The organism is Microbulbifer sp. NBRC 101763, assembly GCF_040371615.1.
Taxonomy (GTDB): domain Bacteria; phylum Pseudomonadota; class Gammaproteobacteria; order Pseudomonadales; family Cellvibrionaceae; genus Microbulbifer; species Microbulbifer variabilis.
This window is the reverse complement of the sequence record NZ_BAABQV010000011.1, coordinates 13,770-31,248: the sequence shown is the minus strand read 5'-3', so window position 1 is coordinate 31,248 and position 17,479 is coordinate 13,770. Positions and strand designations below refer to the sequence as shown.

Genomic DNA, 17,479 nt, shown 5'->3' with positions numbered 1-17,479 from the left:
ATGCGCTCTTCTACCATGTCGAAATCTTCAGAGTAACCTTCACTTTTCGAGAAGGCTTTCCCGCTAGTTTCAGTTCTATATATTGTTTTTACTGCGTAAATCTTCCACATGATGATTGAATGCTAACGCCTTGCTAAGGGGCAGCCGAAACGCAGTGTAGGCTGTCCCGCGGAGGCCGCGCTTTTTGCGGCCGGAGTGCACTTGAGCAACTTGTTATATGGCATTACTCGAAGCACCTTTTTATCAGGTAACCACATACCCACGCCAGACCAAAAAAGATACCTGATATGGCAAGCAGACCAAAGCTTGCACCAACTAGTTGAAGAGTGAACTCTTTGTCAGTAGATGCAAGCTCGGTAATTAGTGCTCCGATTATACCAACACCGAAAATACTGAATGCAACGAGACTGATGAGCATAGAAAAGAACACTAGAGGCTTTTGTAACCTCTTAAACTGTATTCCTAACAGTATTGCTTCTATTAATCCCATGGTTGAATCTTGTGTGCCTTATAACAGTTTATTAATGAGCCAGTGGCTCATTATCCACTTGGCCACTATTTCCTAAGTAGCCCCTTCAAGCTAAGTAAAAAAGCTTTTATTTACAGTAGGTTATAAATTTTCGTTCAAATAATAACCGGAGATAGTGAGCCACTGGCCCACGTTGCCTGATTCAACTACCCGCTCTTGAGCATATTTTACCCGTAATTAAATCAATAAGTTAGGGGGGATCTTTCCGTGGATGTAAGTCATGGCTCTATAATTCGGGCCTTCGCACTGGTGATACGCCCACTCTACTACTGATAACTACGGCCAGTATTAACCACTTGGTATCGCCATAGTCGCAATCGAGCTATGCACAGCCAAGCGGTTGGCCACTTTGACACTACAGTCAGATAACAGGCCTGCTATATGGTTGGCGACGTTTACCGCTTCGCCGTCATCGGTCTGTAGGGTTTTAGTAGTGACATAAACACTGGATATTGGGTCACCGGCACCGTGAGTCTGTACCGTGTTCTGGCCATCGCCTACATATATCACTGGGTGGGAGGATTTACCTCTGGTCGCGACTTGAGTTCATGTTAGTGGATGGTGCTAAGCTCGCCGAATAGAGGTCGATCACCGCGCTGCTACAAAGAAAAATATCAGATTTATGGTACGAGACTGGTACAATAAATATATTAAATCTTTAACTTATTGATTTATATATATTTTATTTTGGATGGATCCAGTCTAAAAGTGGCGCGGTGCAAAAGCGGTGGGTACTGTATTCAGACATAAACTGCGGCGTAAAAGACTATTAAAAACAGAGTAGCCCGCCATTATATGGGATGTAAAACCCATACCCTATGGCGGGATGGCCTGTTGTTGTTGAATCGGGGTGTCAGCACGGCTCGAAATGTTACCCTTAGCTTCTCCGGATCACGTGCTGACTTGATGGCGAGCCGTATTGTCAAAGTAGTTAACTGCCGGGTTGTCCATTGTTCTATTGCGGCAATGGTGACTCTGAACGGGTGATTACTTGTTCGGAGCAAAAGCGACCAGAGTTTGGTCAACACCGGAGCCAGCGGCTGAGCTGGCCAGTTCGCTCGCTATATGGAGAAGCTGGCTGACAACTTTCCCCCGCCAAAGCGGCCCTGAATAAAGCGGATGGTCTGCATTATATGAACAGAGCAGTGGTTGGCAGGTTGGCAACCGCTGCTTCGTTACGAGATAACGGTGATGCCGATACAAATCTGGCTGGGATGGTAGAGCAAACGCTTAGCGTATTAAACTGGGTTCATCAGGATAACCGAGCTACCAGACAGATAGGCTTTATTGGAAGCTACTTAACGTTTTAAACTCCCCTCGAAACCTCTCTTCCTTCCAGCTGGCTGTATCTAACGCCTGAATAAACTTTGAAATAAAATCAGTGAAGTTCTCGGCAATCAAGAGCTTTGTATCCTCATCTCGGCCAAAAGCTATTATCTGGCCAGGAATGCCTTTTTCAGCAGGGTCAAAATCGATACCAATATGGTTGCCTGCCCAATCAAAAGTTAATGGAATCCAAAACTTATTAATATATAGGGGTTTTATAAAGCCCTCCGGGTTGGACCGCATGTAATCAGCACAGTCCTCATTCATTTCTTCTTCATCCAGCTCTCGCCAACTATCCCAGCGCTGTGCAATTTCAGAGGTTGATAGAAATTGTGATTCAAAGAAAAGGCCTAACCCCCGAAAAAACTGACCATTATGTACTGACAAAAATTCTTTTAAGTCAGCCGGTAGCTCAACACCTAAGTGCTGCTCTAGTACCTCAATTTCGCCTTGTGAACAGCCTGAATTTAAATTCAACTTATCTAAACAGCCAAGTTGAGAAAGCTTCCCTTTTATAACCTCCCAAGAATCCTTCATATCTAGTATCTCATTGTTCCTTGCTATGAAATCAGCATACCATGGCAAACCAGAGTCACCAATTGAGTAATTAATTAGCCAAGGTAGCATTCTTCCATTGTGATTGGTATCGATGTATCCCTCGATGAGTATGCTGATTAGCTTTTCTGGGGTAGTGAGGGTTTTGTAGTTTCTATAGGTACTTTCTATAGAAGGTGGGGCATGCCAAGGTATATTCAAGTTGACAACTTTACCACGTTGATAATCTATATGTAGGGTTTGAATTGGGTACGGTTTGCCCCCATCAGTTGGCTCCTGAAGTTCATTGGTGAGGCGTTGGGGAGACTGGCGGGGTTGATGTTTTTGCTGACGAGGAGGGGTGCTGTGGAAAACTGTAAAAATAGAGCGCGGCCGGGCCGTTTATTGGATACCAATCCTACGGTAACCATTATGGCGCCCCTGTATGGACAGGGCTTGCTATGCAAGTCATCGATAGATAAATCTAATGGCCGAGGATTTTTGTTCATGAAGGTCAAAGATATTTGGAAGAGGTACCAAGTTGATGATAGGAAACCAGTATAAAAAAATCAGAATCGTAAGCCTTTTCGCTCAAATACATCTGATAGAAATTCTATAAAAGCACCTACCTTTGCAATTTTGGCGCGATTTTGGGGATGCAGTGCATATATACCTATTCTTTCCATGCTCCATTTTGGTAGTAGGTTAATAAGAGTGCCCTCTTTAACTTCTTGAAAGCACATGTAATCTGGTAAGACTGCGATACCACAAGAATCAATTGTTGCTTGTTTAATAGTTGAGAGGTCATCTGAGTAAAACCTCGGTTTTATTTTTTGTTGAAAAACCCTATTTCCATTTTGCAAAATAATTTTTGATTCATTACCCAAGGCGTTCATAAATAGCCACTGGTGATGTACAAGTTCTTTGATATTTAAAGGTGTACCATTTTTATTGAGATAATCAGGGCTGGCATAAATTTTTCTGCAGGCGTGACCGAGGGGCCTCGCAATCAGCCTTGAGTCATCCATTTCCCCAACCCGTACAACAACGTCAAAACCCTCCTCGATCAGGTCTACCCGATGGTTCACCAGGCTCAAATTCATTTGTATTTCTGGATAGTGATTCAAAAAAATTGCCAGGGCTGGTTTTAGGATTTGCTGGCCGATAGTGATTGATGCGCCAACCTTAATAGGACCGCGGTGAACTTGTAGTACCTCAGAAACTTCGGCCTCTGCCAGCATCATTTCTTCTTCAATACGTTTACAGTGATTTAAATACTTTCTTCCTGCTTCTGTTAAAGCCTGGGAGCGGGTAGAACGTTCTAATAGCTTGACGGATAGTCGATCTTCTAGCCGAGCGACCTTTCTGCTTACGTTGGCTTTTGGAATTCCCAGACGGTCTGCAGCTTGAGTAAAACTGCCTGTCTCTACCACCGCCAAAAAAACCATCATATCGTTTAAGTCGTGAATCATGGAAATCTATTGTTGTTAAAAATGAAATAATTTTGTTCATTTTTTAGTATATATCAAACAATAGATTGCACCTAAGATGCTCCCGTATTGCAAATGTCTGGGAGGCACATTTTGAAGATTCTCACTCGTGACTCGTTACCGTTAGGTGGTTTTGCTGGGCTAAAAGAGCACAGGCTGGTAACCGACAGTCGTGTATTTGGCCCTCATAAACGCCCAAATACCTTTGAAGGCCTGGATAACTTTGTGTATTTGGCCGATGCGCGCTTTAAATCCCGTGGTGAAACGGGCATGCATCCACATCATGAGATAGATGTTATCTCGGTGATGATAAATGGGCGTATACAGCATGAAGGCTCATTAGAAGATGGCAGGGGGTTGGAAAAAGGTGGCGTACAAGTCCAGCGGGCGGGAGGTCAGGGTTTTACTCACAATGAAGTAAATCCAGATACCAGGAAAAACCGAATGATCCAGCTATGGGTTCTACCTACAGCGCCTGGCCAGGCCGCTGGTTACAAGTATTACATACCTGCCGAAAGTGGAGTTACTAGAATTTATGGGGGAAATAAGAACCAAACAATTATTTTCGATAGCAGTACGATTATTGAAATTGCCAATTTATCGGCGGATCAGCAACTATCAATTAACAGTGAATCTCTGGTGTATCTAACCAAAGGTAGCGGCCGATTTATTGAAGAGGAGCAAAAAGAGACTGTAACAGATGGAGATTTGATCAGAAGTTACAGCGGTAAATTAATAGCGGATACCGATATTAGTGCCATTGTAGTTAGGAAGTCCAATCAGTAAATGAGAAGATAAATGCATGAATAAGTACGTTGAGACATTGACGGTAGATAATTCTGTATTGGCGTTAGTTGACCATCAAACAGGGTTGCTGGTGAGTTGTCGGGATATGGATCCCCATCTAATGACCCAGAATATTAAGGGGCTGACAAGTCTTGCTAAAACAGTAAACATGCCCACTGTTGTTACTGCAAGTATGCCTGACGGTCCGAATGGACCAGTTATGCCAGAAATAACAGATATCTTGGGCGATGAAATAATTGAGCGCGCGGGTGAGATAAATGCTTGGAAAAGCCCAGAATTTAAACGAGCTATAGCAGCGACGGGCCGTAAAAAAATTATTATGGCAGGTATCGTTACAGATGTTTGCCTGATGTTTCCCGCGATTTCTGCCGTGGCAGAAGGATATGATGTATATGCTGTGGTAGATGCCTCTGGTACTTGGAATAACACCGTTATGCAAGCGGCTATGCATCGTATGAGCCAAGCGGGGGTTAAGGTTGCCACCTGGTCATCTGTGTTGGCAGAGATAATGGACGATTGGCGAAGTGAACAAGGAATGGAACTCGGCGAAATATTAGCTCAGCACACTACATACCGCTGGGTATACAACAGCTACCTTAGTGCAACTAACCAAAAGTAGTTCAGAGCCCCTCTTGTGTTAATAAGAGGGGTGGGAGAAAGTCCATGCGTCACCACAACAGGCATCTCGTTGTATTTATCACTTTTTTATCGTTGGTGCCCCTCGTATATTTTATTCCCGATGGAGTGGCCCAAATTTTACCAGATCAAAAATTCCTCCAAGTAGTTGTTGCAGTGGGTATAATTGTGCCTGTTACTAGCTATTTGATTTTACCCTTAGCTTTGTATGCTGTTAAATATATCAATAACAAGCATATTGGGTCTGCTGTTCATAGGTATTTCTGCAGGTAATGCTTTTTTCGGTACTATTGCCCCTATCTGGTTAGGCGAGGGGGAAGGCACTATCCTTTAGGAAAGTGGATAACCTGGGTTCAAAACAATGGCGGCATCCACTCTAGCTATATATTTGATAACTTATTGAGTGCTCAGATAAAAACTTCAGAAGTATCATTATATTGATGCAGCTTACGTTAGAGCGTATTATTTTTCATCTTCCTAGAAGTATGGCTAGCCAGAAAAAATTGATAGCTTGCTGTTTTTAAGAGTATATCTGATAAAAGGAATTAAGTATGAGAAGTAAACTAATCTGTCTGAGTATTGCAGCAATGGCTTTGGGAGGTTGCACTACTCTGATGAAAGAAACCGTCTCTAAGAGGGCGCCTTTTGACTTAAATTGTGATGCTTCATCTATAACTATCCACCAATTGGGTACCAGAACATATGGTGTTGCCGGATGTGATAAGCGAGCCACCTATGTATTACAAGGGCCTTGCTCAGGCCCTGGAAGCATGTGTGTAGCTGTAATGAATTCTAGTGTAGAGGAAGGTTAGAAGTAGGGGGCAATAAGCCAGCGGGTGCAAAGGGTTTCTCTCTGCTGGCTGAAACTTGTTACTCACATGAGTACTGCTCTTCAATAGATTTTCGGTAAAACTAATCCACTCCTGTAGTGCCAAATACCTAAACTCTTTGTTCCTTTAGAAATTCGGTTAGAGTAGAGGTTTGATTAGAAGGTACTGTAGTTTTGTATGGTTTTTCCATAACTGGCTGCCGACCTCTCCACTGATATTTTCACTGAAAATTACCACGTCCCTATTTTGCTATCGTAGAATTAAGCTCTGCGCGGGACTTTATTACGGTTAATCGAGAGAAGCATTGAATTCTTTTGATCGATTAGAGGTTCCGTTCCCGCTCAGAGGTGCTGGAATGGCTAGAGGTTTCAGTGCTTTCGTGAGTTGATGTTGCCTTATCCTGCAGAGTGGCTTCGAGTTTCCGTGCCAGTTTTCGCGCAGTGGCGCGGTAGCTGGTGAGTTTCCCACCGGCTACGGCGAGAATCCGAGGTTTGCGCTCATCATCGCAGCAGATCATAGATTCCCTTGAGCGTGCAAATGGGCTTTTCTCCGCTTCAGGTAGTACCCGCAGACCGGCAAAGCTTTCACAGATATCTTCAGCTTGCAGCCCGCGAGTCTGGGTGAAGTACTGCTGCACAGTGCGCAGCAGGTAGGACTCCTCCTCAATTGTGGGGGACACATCCCGCGGATCGCCACAATAAGGACGCTCTGTGGTGCCCACCAGGGTTTTATCCTGCCAGGGCATCACAAAAACTGCGCGCCCATCATCAGCTTCCACATAAAAGATTTTGTTGCCAAGAGATAGCGGGAGCAATATGTGGGTGCCTGCGACCAGATCTATTGGTGGAAGGGCGACTGGCGGTGAGCAGCGAGCATTTGTAGTGGCGACCCAGGGGCCGCTGCAGTTGACCAGGGCACGGGTGCGCAGTGTGTTGAGTTTACCGTCGGCCACATAGTCAATCCGTACACAATCTTCAGTGACCTCCGCTCCTACCAAACTGCCGGGACAGATAATCTGTGCACCATGGGCAATTGCGGATGCAACCACATCACGGGTGAGGGCGGCATCATCTGTCTGTGCATCGTAGTAGCGGAATACGGCAAGTAAATCTTCACGCTTTAGACCGGGCAGGGTATCCCATTCAGACCTAGGCAGGGATCGGAATCTAGAGTCGCCATTTCGAATACCGGAGAGCAGGGCATAAAGGCTGAGCCCCAGTCTGACCATCCAGGGAGATCTTTTGCTGTTGCGATACACAGGGATATAAAAAGGCACCATGCGCACCAGCTGAGGTTTGTTATCCAGTAACCAGCTGCGTTCGCGCAGGCACTCATAAACCAAGCGGAATTGTCCGCTTTCCAGATATCGCAAGCCACCGTGAATCAGTTTTGAAGAGCGTGAGGAGGTCGCAGCGGCAATCCCCAGCTGCTCTAAAATGACGACAGAGTGATGGGCTTGGGCCAGGGCCTCAGCGGTACCGGCGCCGAGAATTCCGGCGCCGACGACTAGAACGTCAAAATCCGTAGACATCACTCGCTTCCCGGGAGCGCATTAATAATGGCAGGTTACCGGTCAGGATATGGTGTGCGCCGCGTTTACGCCAGAGAACGGCCTCCTCTGTGGAGTTGATTTCATAAACAACCCACTGCCAAGGCCCCGGTGGTAGTTCATTGCACTCAACAAAACTGTCCCGAATCAGCAGATACTCAGGTGCAAGAGTAACAATATCTGCCGATAGACAGCGGGAGACGCAGCTGATCTGCAGTGCCACCCTGTGCCAACCCATATTGCGTGCAGCACGTAAGCTGCGACAGTCCTGGGAGAGCAGGGCGAAGGATTCGCGTTCATTACGCATGAGGTCCAGCAGCTTTTCCACTGCTGCGGTGAAACCGATGCCGGTAATATTGGATGCGGAAATCCCTACAAACCAGTCCAGGTGGCGATGACAGCTTGCCCAGTCCACCAGTTGGATAAATGAGTTGATGGGCTGGTGGTGTAGTTGTGAGTCCCTCAGTTCGTGAAAGAAGTGCACGCGCTTATCGCTGGGCAATTGCAGTGTATCGCTGTGGAAACACCAGGGTGTTCCGTCCAGGCTGAAGCGGACATCGCACTGGATTGCGCAGGCCCCCAAGTTATGGGCTGCTTCGAAGGCGGCGATTGTATTCTCCGGTTGGCGGGTCTTGTCGCCTCGGTGCGCGATTAGCATGTGAGTAAAGTCCGGAAAGCGGGTGTTATTGTCGGCTGGATTTGGGGCGAGCGGCCCCTGTCACCAATGGGTATTTCCGACCTGGGTAGGCCCCGGGTCTTACAGGAAAAATAGACTGTGCTCCAGTTGTTGCAAGCATGGTGGGGCTGAAATATTGGCGCCTGGTACCATGAGCCGGCATTAGGGATTGAATTAGGCTGGATCGCCAACTGCAGTTTACGCAAATGTGATGGTGCTGGGGCTCTGAGAGGTATGGTGGGAAGTTTAACGCTGGCTTTGGTGCAGCTCATCTTTAGGGTGGCGCCATCTTCAATGCAAAGTATTGTCGCAGCAGGCAATGCAGTATCCGCTAGCGCCCGGATTATATTGATATTGCCCACCCGAGCTGAGTGGCGCCAGTTTGAGAAGGGAGCTAAGCGCGAGCTGTGTTTGAGACAGATTCCCACACAGCATTTCTCCTTGGTCGCAACTGGGTTGGATGAAGGTGAACAGCAGAAGCCGCTTTCACTGGGGGCTGGAAATTGCCTCTCTGAAGTGCGACTGAAAGATTACTCTCAATTGGTTATTACAGAGAAATAATTATCTTTCCCAAGGCTTGATTGGTAAATAAAGCCAACTGCCGCCCACTCCTAGTGTAAAATACCGCCACCAGAATAATGAATGCCGAGTTATTCACTTTCCTATGAAAAAGATATTCCTTGCATTGCTTTTGGCAATTTCACAGCCAGCCCTGGCTGCGATGTCTCTAGACAAAGTAATCCTTTACCTCGATGACGCTCCCAGTGCTCGGGATGACGTTGTAATCACCAACCCGGATAATGAGACTCTGTACTTACAAACAGAGATTTTCCGGGTGGATAACCCCGGGCAGGAGAATGAGCAGCGTGTAAGGGTGGTGAACCCCGATGAATTCAAGCTTCTTGTCAGCCCGGCCAAGGCTGTCCTGGCACCAGGAGAAAGAAGACGTTTCCGCCTGATGGCCTTGGATCGTGACCTGGAAGAAGAGAAAGTTTATCGGGTGACGTTTAAGCCAGTTGTCGGAAAAATCAAAACTGAGCAAACGGCCTTAAAAATACTCGTAGCCTACCAGGCCTTGGTATTTGTGCAGCCAAGCAGCGGCCAGTATAAAGTTGAGCTTGTTGGGGAAGGAGATAGCTACAAGCTGGTTAATGATGGCAATATCAATATTGAAGTTGTTGAAGTACGTCATTGCCTCGACGATGGAAGCTGTAGGAAATTGAATGTATCGGGCCGTTTGTATGCCAGAACTAATCTCTCACTTGAGGACATTCCAAAAGATGGGGAGTTGGAAGTACTGTTACGTGGGCGCAAAAGCGAAAGGGTTCGTTTCCCTCTTAACAGTTAGCCTAAATTTTTTTCGATATAGCGACTAATAAAGTTAGTGGCTTTTTATATTTTTCTGCCATGAGAGGTTTTATTTAATGCTGGCTCCTGTGGTAAATCTACTGGCTACTAACCGTCACCGTCAAAACATCGGTATAAAACGGTTCGTTGGCATTTTCCCAGTCTGACGGGGAGACGCTGATATAGATTCTCGCGTTGTCAGAAATACAGGACTCATCAGTCCTGCGGGAGAAGCTACCAGGCACGTCCCCGAGTCCCCCGGGCGCTATGCCGCTGGTGCCCGTTAAGTCATCTGAGAAAGTTACTGTATAGGGTATATTTTCGCTTGATCCACCTAACTCATAACCGCTGCTTCCACCACCGCCGGTACTGCCATTACTACTGCTAAGGTTAACGGTATAGTTGGAGAATCCGATACCGCCTACACAGAAATCTTCTGATCCCTTAATAATCTGGCCCAAAGTGATGCCTGAATTACTCAGGTCGATATCTCCCAGGTTGCGAATAGTAATATTTGGTTCTACTTCCAAGACTATGTCGAACTCTATGGTTTCTGTATCAATGGGGAAAATTAAAAAATACTGGCTTAGTTCCATTTGAAAGTTGCCAGAGTATCGACTGGAAGATGGAATGAGAGAACCATCTACCTCGATAGAAAGAAAAGCACCTGTATCGGTTGTGGTACCACCAAAGGAGCCGGCCAGAACTCCTGGATTTAATACCTCTGTAATGCCTCCGTTGGAAGTGAATGTTATAGAAATATCAATCTGCTCTCCGTTATCTGAGACCAGTGAAAAAGTATTGCCGTTTAGCGGTGATATTTCTAAATAGTACGACCAGGCATTACCGCGTCGATGACTGCGTAAGGTGAAAGGGATATCCTTGGGGGCTGTTTCGTAATTTAAAGTGTGGGATCCCCCAAGATTACAAGTGCGTAAACTACCATTACTGGAACAACTGGTCTGCGAATTCACTGGTAAGCCCAATCCCATAGCTAGGATAAGCATAAAATAAACAGGCCAAATAGCTTTTTTTAGAAGTGTTTTAGTGGTGTACACCTTTTGCCTCCGAGGTGTATTCGATTTGGCAAAGAGCGCGAGATTGCTCAATGGTGCCTAGATTTAGCCAGTTTTCCCCACCGGATTGGATTTTTATAGGGATGCGGCAGTTACTCCAGGTAATTTCCTGGGCGGTTAGAGTTTGCTGGTCGCCACTCACTTCCAGTTGGAAAACGCCATATTGATCGGTAACAGTATTGTGGTCGCCGATGAAAACCTGAATGTTGGCTATTCCTATGCCTTCATCGCTTAGTCGGCCTAAAACCAGTGTTTGGGGCAAGATCTGGTAGCTCGCTGAACTTACGTTGCCGGGATAAAGGGTGACAGTTTCACTTCTCTCGCGAAAATCAAAGAAGCCTTGTTCAAGCGGGCGCAGTGACAAATCGTAACTTTTAAAAGCCGGTAGATTAATAACAGATTTGTTACCACCCTTGGCATAGCCGCGCCGAACACCATTCACCAGTACTTCAAAATTCTGTTGATCACTTCCTTCAATATCGACAATAACTGCGCTTTCCAATGCCCTTTCGCCTCCCCAGGCCAGCTCTCGACCTGTGGAAATCAAGTTGGTGCTAAAGCTTCCCAGATAATTAATGGCATCACCCTGATCATCATGAGTAAAACCGACAGTGGCACTTGCATAGCCCATATGTCCCGCCAGGTGGGTACGGCTTTCCAGGTAATTTGCCCCCGGTGCTTTTTCAACAAAGAGTTTCTGCTCAAACTCTGGTGCCCATAAGTCACGGTCACGCCAGCGGGTATGAAAAGCCAACCGTTCCCCGTCTGTTCCGCTATCACTATTTTCACTGTGCAAATTAGCGGTGTGCTGCCAGTGTTTTGATCGCAGGCGGAACTCGATACCAAGGTTGGAATATTGCAGCCCATCTGCTTTGCCGTAGGAGAAGCTGGCATTGCCTAGCCAATTTGCGCTTTGAAAGAAAGTGCGGCGAAACTCCAGGGTTGTTAGTTTACGTGCTCCATCGGCAGTGTTATCCAGAGTGAAATCATTGGGTAATAGATTTTGAGCTTTGTCCCGCTCGCTATGGCGCAGGGAAAGATGCCCACCCAGAATACCGCTTTGTAAGCTAAAGCTGCGCTGGGAATACCCTCCGGGTAAAAGCTGATAGTTGTTATCGAAAGGCCGCTGGTCTTTTGCTGGAAGCCTGGCCTCCATCGCATTTATGGTGGCAAAAGGCGTTTTGATTAGAGCTTGAAAACGGTGGCCATTACGGCCTTCACTGGTAGTAACCAGGCTTGGGGAAAATTCCAGATATTGCCCCACCCAGCGCAGGCCAACCTCTGCCAGTTGTTGCTTCTCGGTGGTAGCTACTGACGCGAATAGTCCTGTGCCGGTTGAAAGGCGGCGCGCAATCGAGCCTTGAACCAGTCCTTCATCATAATACTCGGGCAAAGTGCCGGTATTGTAGGGTAGAGTGGGTAACCCTGCTTGGAAGCTCCACAACCACTCTCCCGGAGCCGGCAGCAACGAGTCCTTGGCAAAAAATTCTGTGTGCTGGCTGAGTGCTCGCCCGGTCTCATCATATGTACGAATCTCCACTTCATAGGCACCATGCGGCATAGTGGAGGTATTTAATAAACGGTTACCTGCCTCCAATAGTTCTGTGTGAACCAGGCGCTTATCCCGATAGACTTCAACCCGCCCGCGTACTGGCATATTAATTTCCAGTGGGGCTCCTTGCTGGTACTTAATATCGGTACGGCTTCGCTGGGACTTTCGCAACTCCAAACCGTATATAGTCTCTTGAGCCTTAAAAAAATTAAGCCCACCTTGTGGCTGCAATAACCCTATTGAATAGGCCTGCCCACGAAAATCCCTGCTCCAGTGCAAGTTATGAAGCCGGCCACCCTGTTCTGTTGCGTTGGACCAGAGGCTGTGCAGCGCGCTCTCACCAAAACTGATAATGGTATTGCCGCTCAATGTTGCCTGGTAACTATTTGGGCTCCAATCACTTTCGACACCACTCCAGGTGCCACTTAGATTCTGAATTACAGAGAAGTCACTACTGGCAGCCGGTAAGTAAGGGTCTTTAATCGCTGCTTGCTGAGGCAACAGTTCCGGTGCAAAAAACAAATCAAGCCGAAAACGCTCTTCGTCATAGATAACTGCGAACTCCTCAGGCAGCAGGTATCCACAGTTCACTTGTCTAGCTGAGTGACAGATATATTGTGTATTTTTGGACTGGCTTGTTCCCAGTAAAGTGAGTACCCGTTCAGGGTCTTTCACTTCTGGCAGAAGGGCGAGTACAGATTCGGGGGAATCAAAGCGGATATGGTTAGACTCTACTGAAACCTGCGCGGCCCCAATTTCCTTACCACCATAATAGAGATCAACCACAAGATGTTCGGAGACTAGCAGCGCATCAAATCCTTCCGGCGCTGAAGTTTCCAGCAAGAAGGTAGCCGCTGTTGCCGCTAGGGCATCAGATTGAAGGGCTTGCGCCAAGCAAAAAGCCAGCGCCAGCCCTCTCGGGTGACGTCCTGCCATAAGGAGCTGTCGGAGCAGTTGCTAGAGTCCAACTGCCCTCTAAATTACTCGGAAGCTACGGTAATTTCGAGAATATCAGTGTAAGTTGTGCCATTTAGCACATCGGCCTGCTGCCATTCATTTTGATCCACAGTTACTTGGAAATGAGCATTGTCTGAGCCACAGGAAGCAGCCTGTCTATCCAAGTTGGTAACGGGAGTACCGCTTGTTACTTCCTGATAGAGATTAGAGGTGTCGTTTACGAAGCCAACGCTATAACCGACATCTATACCATTCCCCTTCAGGTTAAATGCAGTATCACTGTCAGTGTTATCACTTTGAAATGTGATACTAAATTTTGAGAAGCCGAAGCCGGCCACACAAAAGGTATCGTCACCTTCTGCGCTGTCACCAAGATCGTCAACTGTAATTAGGATGTCTTCGACTCCACTAATTTCAATTGCAGGGGTAATGCTCAGGGTGATTGTACTATCTGCACTAGCGCCAGCAGCCATTGAGGTCGTTGAAGCGCTGAAGAGTAAGCCTGCTGCGACTGCAGAGACCAGAGAACGAACTACATTTTTTTTCATGGCCTATCTTCCTGAGCCGTTGATTTATCATTTTGAGGAAAAGTTGCTCACGGAAATCCCTGCACAATAAGGGCTATTGCGTTAGTCAAGCTATTCCATGTTTATGGCGGCAATCATACTTTTTTCGTGAATCAAGTCACGTCAATTGTGTACTTTATTTGAGCTATGGCACGAAAAGCATCTTTTTGTTGAAAAAATACCGCCTGGGCCCAGGGGCAAGCCAGCGCTATAATCCCGCGCCTTAACAGTCCTTTATCTATCTTCTATCAGGTTTGTCATGACCGTAAGAACCCGAATTGCACCTTCACCAACCGGTGATCCCCATGTTGGTACTGCCTATATCGCTCTCTTCAACCAGTGTTTTGCCCGCGCACAGGGTGGCCAGTTTGTACTTCGTATTGAAGATACCGATCAGCAGCGCAGCACCCCGGAATCCGAGAAAGCGATTCTCGACAGCTTGCGCTGGTTGGGTTTGGATTGGCAGGAAGGGCCCGATGTAGGAGGTCCCCACGGCCCCTACCGCCAGAGCGAACGCGGTGATATCTACAAAACTTACTGCGACGAGCTGGTACAGAAAGGACATGCCTTCCACTGTTACCGTACTGCGGAAGAACTGGAGCAGCTGCGTGAAGGATTGCGCGAAGCAGGGCGCACTTCACTGAAGCCCAGCGACCTCGCCCTGCCGGAAGAAGAGGTAGAGAAGCGCCGCGCCGCCGGAGCGCCTTATGTTGTGCGCATGAATGTGCCTGAGAGCGGCACTTGTGTAGTGGAAGACCTGCTGCGCGGTACTATCGAGATTGACTGGGCCCAGGTAGATGCCCAGATTTTGCTCAAGTCCGATGGAATGCCCACTTACCACCTGGCGAATGTGGTAGATGATCACCTGATGGAGATCACCCATGTACTTCGTGGTGAAGAGTGGATTAACTCTGCGCCCAAGCACAAGCTGCTGTATGAATACTTTGGGTGGGAAATGCCGGTGCTCTGCCACTTACCGCTGTTGCGCAACCCGGACAAGACCAAGCTGTCCAAGCGTAAGAACCCCACCTCTATCCTCTATTACCAGCGCGCCGGCTTTATGCCCGAAGCCCTGCTGAACTATCTGGGCCGCATGGGCTGGTCCATGCCGGATGAGCGTGAGAAGTTCTCCCTCGAAGAGATGCTGGAACACTTCGACATCCAGCGTGTCTCCCTGGGCGGCCCGGTATTCGATGTGGAGAAGCTGTCCTGGCTGAATGGCCTGTGGATTCGCGAGCTGGAAAACGAGCAGCTCGCCGATCGCCTCACCGAGTGGATGTTTAACCGTGACAATCTGCTCAAGGTGCTGCCACAGGCCAAAGAGCGTATGGAGACCTTCGGAGATTTTGCTCCTCTGGTTAGCTTCCTCGCCTCCGGCAAATTGCCCCTGACCGAAGAGAGCTTCAACGGTAACAAGCTACCCCTGGATGACCAGAAGAAACTGCTGCAATTTGCCCTGTGGCGCCTCGAAGCCCTGCGTGCTTGGGATAAGGACAGTATCTTCCAGGCAGTGAAAGCCCTGTCCACAGCCATGGAAATCAAGCTGAAAGACTTCAACGCCCCACTGTTTGTCGCCATCAGCGGCACCACCGCCTCCTTCTCTGTGATGGAAGCCATGGTACTCCTGGGCCCCGACCTCAGTCGCGCCCGCCTGCGTCAGGCAATCGACGTACTGGGCGGCGCCGGGAAGAAGGTGCTGAAGCGCTGGGAAAAGGAGTACGCTGGGCTCAATTAAGGCTTTGCTGCCTTCATAGCCCTTGGAATTGACAGCTTCTAAGGGCGTCCATTGTTGGCAGCTAACTAATTGATTAAAAAGTTATTTTTTCTGTTGACAGGCGCCTAAACCTTGCTAAAATGCGCCCCGCTTTCGACGGAAACGTCAGGCAGCAGAATTTGGGGCTATAGCTCAGCTGGGAGAGCGCAACACTGGCAGTGTTGAGGTCAGCGGTTCGATCCCGCTTAGCTCCACCAAATTTCCCTTGTCTCTCAAGGGGTTGTAGAAGAAGAGAAATTGACTTCTGCAAGGTGTACACAAACTGTACATAAACCCGCACACAAACTCGCGGGGACGAAAAAAGGGCCTTATGGGCCCTTTTTTCGTCCAGCTCTTCCCTTTAGAGACTTTAGAGCTCAAACACTTATCCAATCTGATAGATCTTAATTTCACTTGAATGATTGTGGAATAATGAAGTTCTTTTATCCCTGATCTGAAGTGAGAAATTTCTGGCCATATGGTGATATATTGAAGCCTCTTTCAATACACGATTAGTGCCGCGTAACGTGGCCTAGATAATTAGAAGCTAGATACAAAAACAGAAGGACTTCCATGGTTAGTGCAGAAACATTGATGGAACAAGCAGGAGATACAGTCACCGTATGGTTGAACCAAGCTCAGCAGGCAGTGTCTGGGATGGATCTTTCAGATGAAGCTAAAGCCCAAATTATCTCCGCTTTTATACAGGCTGCAGCTCAAGACCAACATACGATGACCATCCGGGCTCTTGCTGAGAATCAGCTTTTAGCGGGAGTTTCTTAAAGCGCATAAATAAGCCATCTACCAAAAGGCTACGAAAAGTAGCACTGCTGGATATTTTTCTAACGCTTTGCGGCTCCAAATTTTCCGCAAAGCTGCTCGTTAGCTTCGAAAAGGATTTTGCTTAATATGAACGCGACTGAGAGGATCAGATTCCTTACAAAGAATATCAATTCATTACTTGTTGTTCATTATTCGTGCCAAAATTTAAATGATAATAATGAAGGGTACTCTCCTAGGATAACTTCAATAGCAGTTTTGCATGTTGGAAGCTCAACAATGCATAGTTACTCTATTCATCTTGTAGCAGAGTTTAAGAAAATACCTAGAGATGAAATAGACGGACATTATGACGAATTAGAAGCTGTAATGCTTGATGATTTTTATAGATTTGTTCAAGAGCATCAAGATCATTATTGGTTACATTGGAACATGACCAATATTAATTTTGGCTTCGAAACGCTTGAGCACCGCTACCGAGTGCTGATGGACAGGATTCCACCAAAGGTGGACGATTCAAAGAAGTATAACCTTCCAGCAATGGTTTCAGAAATTTATGGCACAGATTTTGTAGACCATCCTAAGATGTCTAATCTTATGGACATTAATGGTGGAAAATCTAGAGACTTTCTTACAGGTTCAGAAGAAGTAGAGGCTTTTACGCGTAAAGAGTATTTGAAGTTACACAAATCAACCATGTCTAAGGTTTACTTTTTTAAATCTGTTTTTCATAAAATGCAGTCTAGAAAGCTAAATACAACTAGATCTAATTGGCGAGCTAAAGCCAATAAAATGTTAGAATCTATACCAGCAAAAGTTTTGGCCCTCGTGGCAGTGTTCTGCAGTGTGGGACAGGTTGCTTATTCAGCGTATACTACTTTTACAAATGAATCAGTAAATGTTGAACCTGCCAGTTCCGAAAAAGATCCGGAATCTCCACATCAAAATCAAGTTGATACTTGAAACACTCGTCTGCTAAACGTATTAGCATTATGCTTCGGTATTTCCTGTAAGTTTCCTCACTTTAAAATACTTTCTGTTTTATTTTCTTATTTAGATAAATTTTTTAAT

The 17,479-nt window shown here is 46.8% G+C and carries 15 protein-coding genes and 1 tRNA gene; 8 read left to right on the top strand and 8 right to left on the bottom strand.

Translation table 11 applies throughout. The features are described from left to right. Nucleotides 1-817 precede the first annotated feature (817 nt). The 3 genes from ABWV76_RS21215 to ABWV76_RS21205 form a co-directional block, all read right to left on the bottom strand. Nucleotides 818-1,039, bottom strand: coding sequence for a hypothetical protein (locus tag ABWV76_RS21215; protein WP_353377173.1), 222 nt, complete (start codon nt 1,037-1,039; stop codon nt 818-820). Nucleotides 1,040-1,813: 774 nt separating this feature from the next. Continuing rightward, nucleotides 1,814-2,392 (bottom strand): SMI1/KNR4 family protein, encoded by a 579-nt coding sequence (locus ABWV76_RS21210; RefSeq protein ID WP_353377172.1) that lies wholly within the window; start codon nt 2,390-2,392, stop codon nt 1,814-1,816. Between the two features lie 566 nt (nt 2,393-2,958). Continuing rightward, nucleotides 2,959-3,861, bottom strand: coding sequence for a LysR family transcriptional regulator (locus tag ABWV76_RS21205; protein ID WP_353377171.1), 903 nt, complete (start codon nt 3,859-3,861; stop codon nt 2,959-2,961). A gap of 111 nt (nt 3,862-3,972) precedes the next feature. On the opposite strand from ABWV76_RS21205, the gene ABWV76_RS21200 reads away from it, so the two are divergent. Together ABWV76_RS21200 and ABWV76_RS21195 are read left to right on the top strand one after the other, a co-directional pair. Further along, a complete protein-coding gene (locus ABWV76_RS21200; RefSeq protein ID WP_353377170.1) occupies nt 3,973-4,665 on the top strand; it encodes a pirin family protein in 693 nt (230 codons plus the stop codon). 16 nt (nt 4,666-4,681) lie between these two features. Beyond that, nucleotides 4,682-5,305, top strand: coding sequence for an isochorismatase family protein (locus ABWV76_RS21195; protein WP_353377169.1), 624 nt, complete (start codon nt 4,682-4,684; stop codon nt 5,303-5,305). A 1,169-nt stretch (nt 5,306-6,474) separates the two neighbouring features. On the opposite strand, the gene ABWV76_RS21190 is transcribed toward ABWV76_RS21195, so the two are convergent. Both ABWV76_RS21190 and ABWV76_RS21185 read right to left on the bottom strand, forming a co-directional pair. Further along, entirely contained in the window at nt 6,475-7,683 is a 1,209-nt protein-coding gene (locus ABWV76_RS21190) for a glycerol-3-phosphate dehydrogenase/oxidase (protein ID WP_020412048.1), read from the bottom strand. Further along, nucleotides 7,667-8,359: a glycerophosphodiester phosphodiesterase family protein gene (locus tag ABWV76_RS21185; protein WP_020412049.1), complete on the bottom strand. Its 693-nt coding sequence runs from the start codon at nt 8,357-8,359 to the stop codon at nt 7,667-7,669. Before ABWV76_RS21185 ends, ABWV76_RS21190 begins: the two co-directional genes overlap by 17 nt. A gap of 312 nt (nt 8,360-8,671) precedes the next feature. On the opposite strand from ABWV76_RS21185, the gene ABWV76_RS21180 reads away from it, so the two are divergent. Both ABWV76_RS21180 and ABWV76_RS21175 read left to right on the top strand, forming a co-directional pair. Continuing rightward, nucleotides 8,672-8,938, top strand: coding sequence for a hypothetical protein (locus ABWV76_RS21180; protein WP_353377168.1), 267 nt, complete (start codon nt 8,672-8,674; stop codon nt 8,936-8,938). Between the two features lie 103 nt (nt 8,939-9,041). Further along, the gene (locus tag ABWV76_RS21175) at nt 9,042-9,725 is read left to right on the top strand and encodes a fimbrial biogenesis chaperone (RefSeq protein WP_353377167.1); all 684 of its coding nucleotides are present in this window, start codon (nt 9,042-9,044) and stop codon (nt 9,723-9,725) included. A 97-nt stretch (nt 9,726-9,822) separates the two neighbouring features. On the opposite strand, the gene ABWV76_RS21170 is transcribed toward ABWV76_RS21175, so the two are convergent. The 3 genes from ABWV76_RS21170 to ABWV76_RS21160 all read right to left on the bottom strand — a co-directional run bounded on the left by ABWV76_RS21170 (nt 9,823) and on the right by ABWV76_RS21160 (nt 13,857). Further along, entirely contained in the window at nt 9,823-10,698 is an 876-nt protein-coding gene (locus tag ABWV76_RS21170) for a hypothetical protein (RefSeq protein WP_353377166.1), read from the bottom strand. Between the two features lie 70 nt (nt 10,699-10,768). Further along, complete coding sequence (locus ABWV76_RS21165) at nt 10,769-13,288, bottom strand: TcfC E-set like domain-containing protein (protein WP_353377165.1); 2,520 nt, start codon at nt 13,286-13,288, stop codon at nt 10,769-10,771. A 44-nt stretch (nt 13,289-13,332) separates the two neighbouring features. Beyond that, a complete protein-coding gene (locus ABWV76_RS21160; protein ID WP_353377164.1) occupies nt 13,333-13,857 on the bottom strand; it encodes a hypothetical protein in 525 nt (174 codons plus the stop codon). Nucleotides 13,858-14,134: 277 nt separating this feature from the next. On the opposite strand from ABWV76_RS21160, the gene gltX reads away from it, so the two are divergent. From gltX to ABWV76_RS21140, 4 genes are all read left to right on the top strand, one after another. Then, nucleotides 14,135-15,610, top strand: coding sequence for a glutamate--tRNA ligase (gene gltX / locus ABWV76_RS21155; RefSeq protein ID WP_020412055.1), 1,476 nt, complete (start codon nt 14,135-14,137; stop codon nt 15,608-15,610). 160 nt (nt 15,611-15,770) lie between these two features. Further along, nucleotides 15,771-15,846 (top strand) — tRNA-Ala (locus ABWV76_RS21150). A gap of 355 nt (nt 15,847-16,201) precedes the next feature. After that, on the top strand, nt 16,202-16,411 hold the full coding sequence (locus ABWV76_RS21145; RefSeq protein ID WP_353377163.1) for a hypothetical protein: 210 nt from the start codon (nt 16,202-16,204) through the stop codon (nt 16,409-16,411). Nucleotides 16,412-16,537: 126 nt separating this feature from the next. Further along, nucleotides 16,538-17,371 (top strand): hypothetical protein, encoded by an 834-nt coding sequence (locus ABWV76_RS21140; protein ID WP_353377162.1) that lies wholly within the window; start codon nt 16,538-16,540, stop codon nt 17,369-17,371. Nucleotides 17,372-17,479: the final 108 nt, after the last annotated feature.

Bases quoted from the DNA above. Each gene is read 5' to 3' on its own strand.
- ABWV76_RS21165 (WP_353377165.1), bottom strand. From the start codon at position 13,288: ATGGCAGGACGTCACCCGAGAGGGCTGGCGCTGGCTTTTTGCTTGGCG.
- ABWV76_RS21205 (WP_353377171.1), bottom strand. From the start codon at position 3,861: ATGATTCACGACTTAAACGATATGATGGTTTTTTTGGCGGTGGTAGAG.
- ABWV76_RS21185 (WP_020412049.1), bottom strand. From the start codon at position 8,359: ATGCTAATCGCGCACCGAGGCGACAAGACCCGCCAACCGGAGAATACA.
- ABWV76_RS21190 (WP_020412048.1), bottom strand. From the start codon at position 7,683: ATGTCTACGGATTTTGACGTTCTAGTCGTCGGCGCCGGAATTCTCGGC.
- ABWV76_RS21210 (WP_353377172.1), bottom strand. From the start codon at position 2,392: ATGAAGGATTCTTGGGAGGTTATAAAAGGGAAGCTTTCTCAACTTGGC.
- ABWV76_RS21195 (WP_353377169.1), top strand. From the start codon at position 4,682: ATGAATAAGTACGTTGAGACATTGACGGTAGATAATTCTGTATTGGCG.
- gltX (WP_020412055.1), top strand. From the start codon at position 14,135: ATGACCGTAAGAACCCGAATTGCACCTTCACCAACCGGTGATCCCCAT.
- ABWV76_RS21160 (WP_353377164.1), bottom strand. From the start codon at position 13,857: ATGAAAAAAAATGTAGTTCGTTCTCTGGTCTCTGCAGTCGCAGCAGGC.
- ABWV76_RS21180 (WP_353377168.1), top strand. From the start codon at position 8,672: ATGCAAAGTATTGTCGCAGCAGGCAATGCAGTATCCGCTAGCGCCCGG.
- ABWV76_RS21140 (WP_353377162.1), top strand. From the start codon at position 16,538: ATGAACGCGACTGAGAGGATCAGATTCCTTACAAAGAATATCAATTCA.
- ABWV76_RS21175 (WP_353377167.1), top strand. From the start codon at position 9,042: ATGAAAAAGATATTCCTTGCATTGCTTTTGGCAATTTCACAGCCAGCC.
- ABWV76_RS21145 (WP_353377163.1), top strand. From the start codon at position 16,202: ATGGTTAGTGCAGAAACATTGATGGAACAAGCAGGAGATACAGTCACC.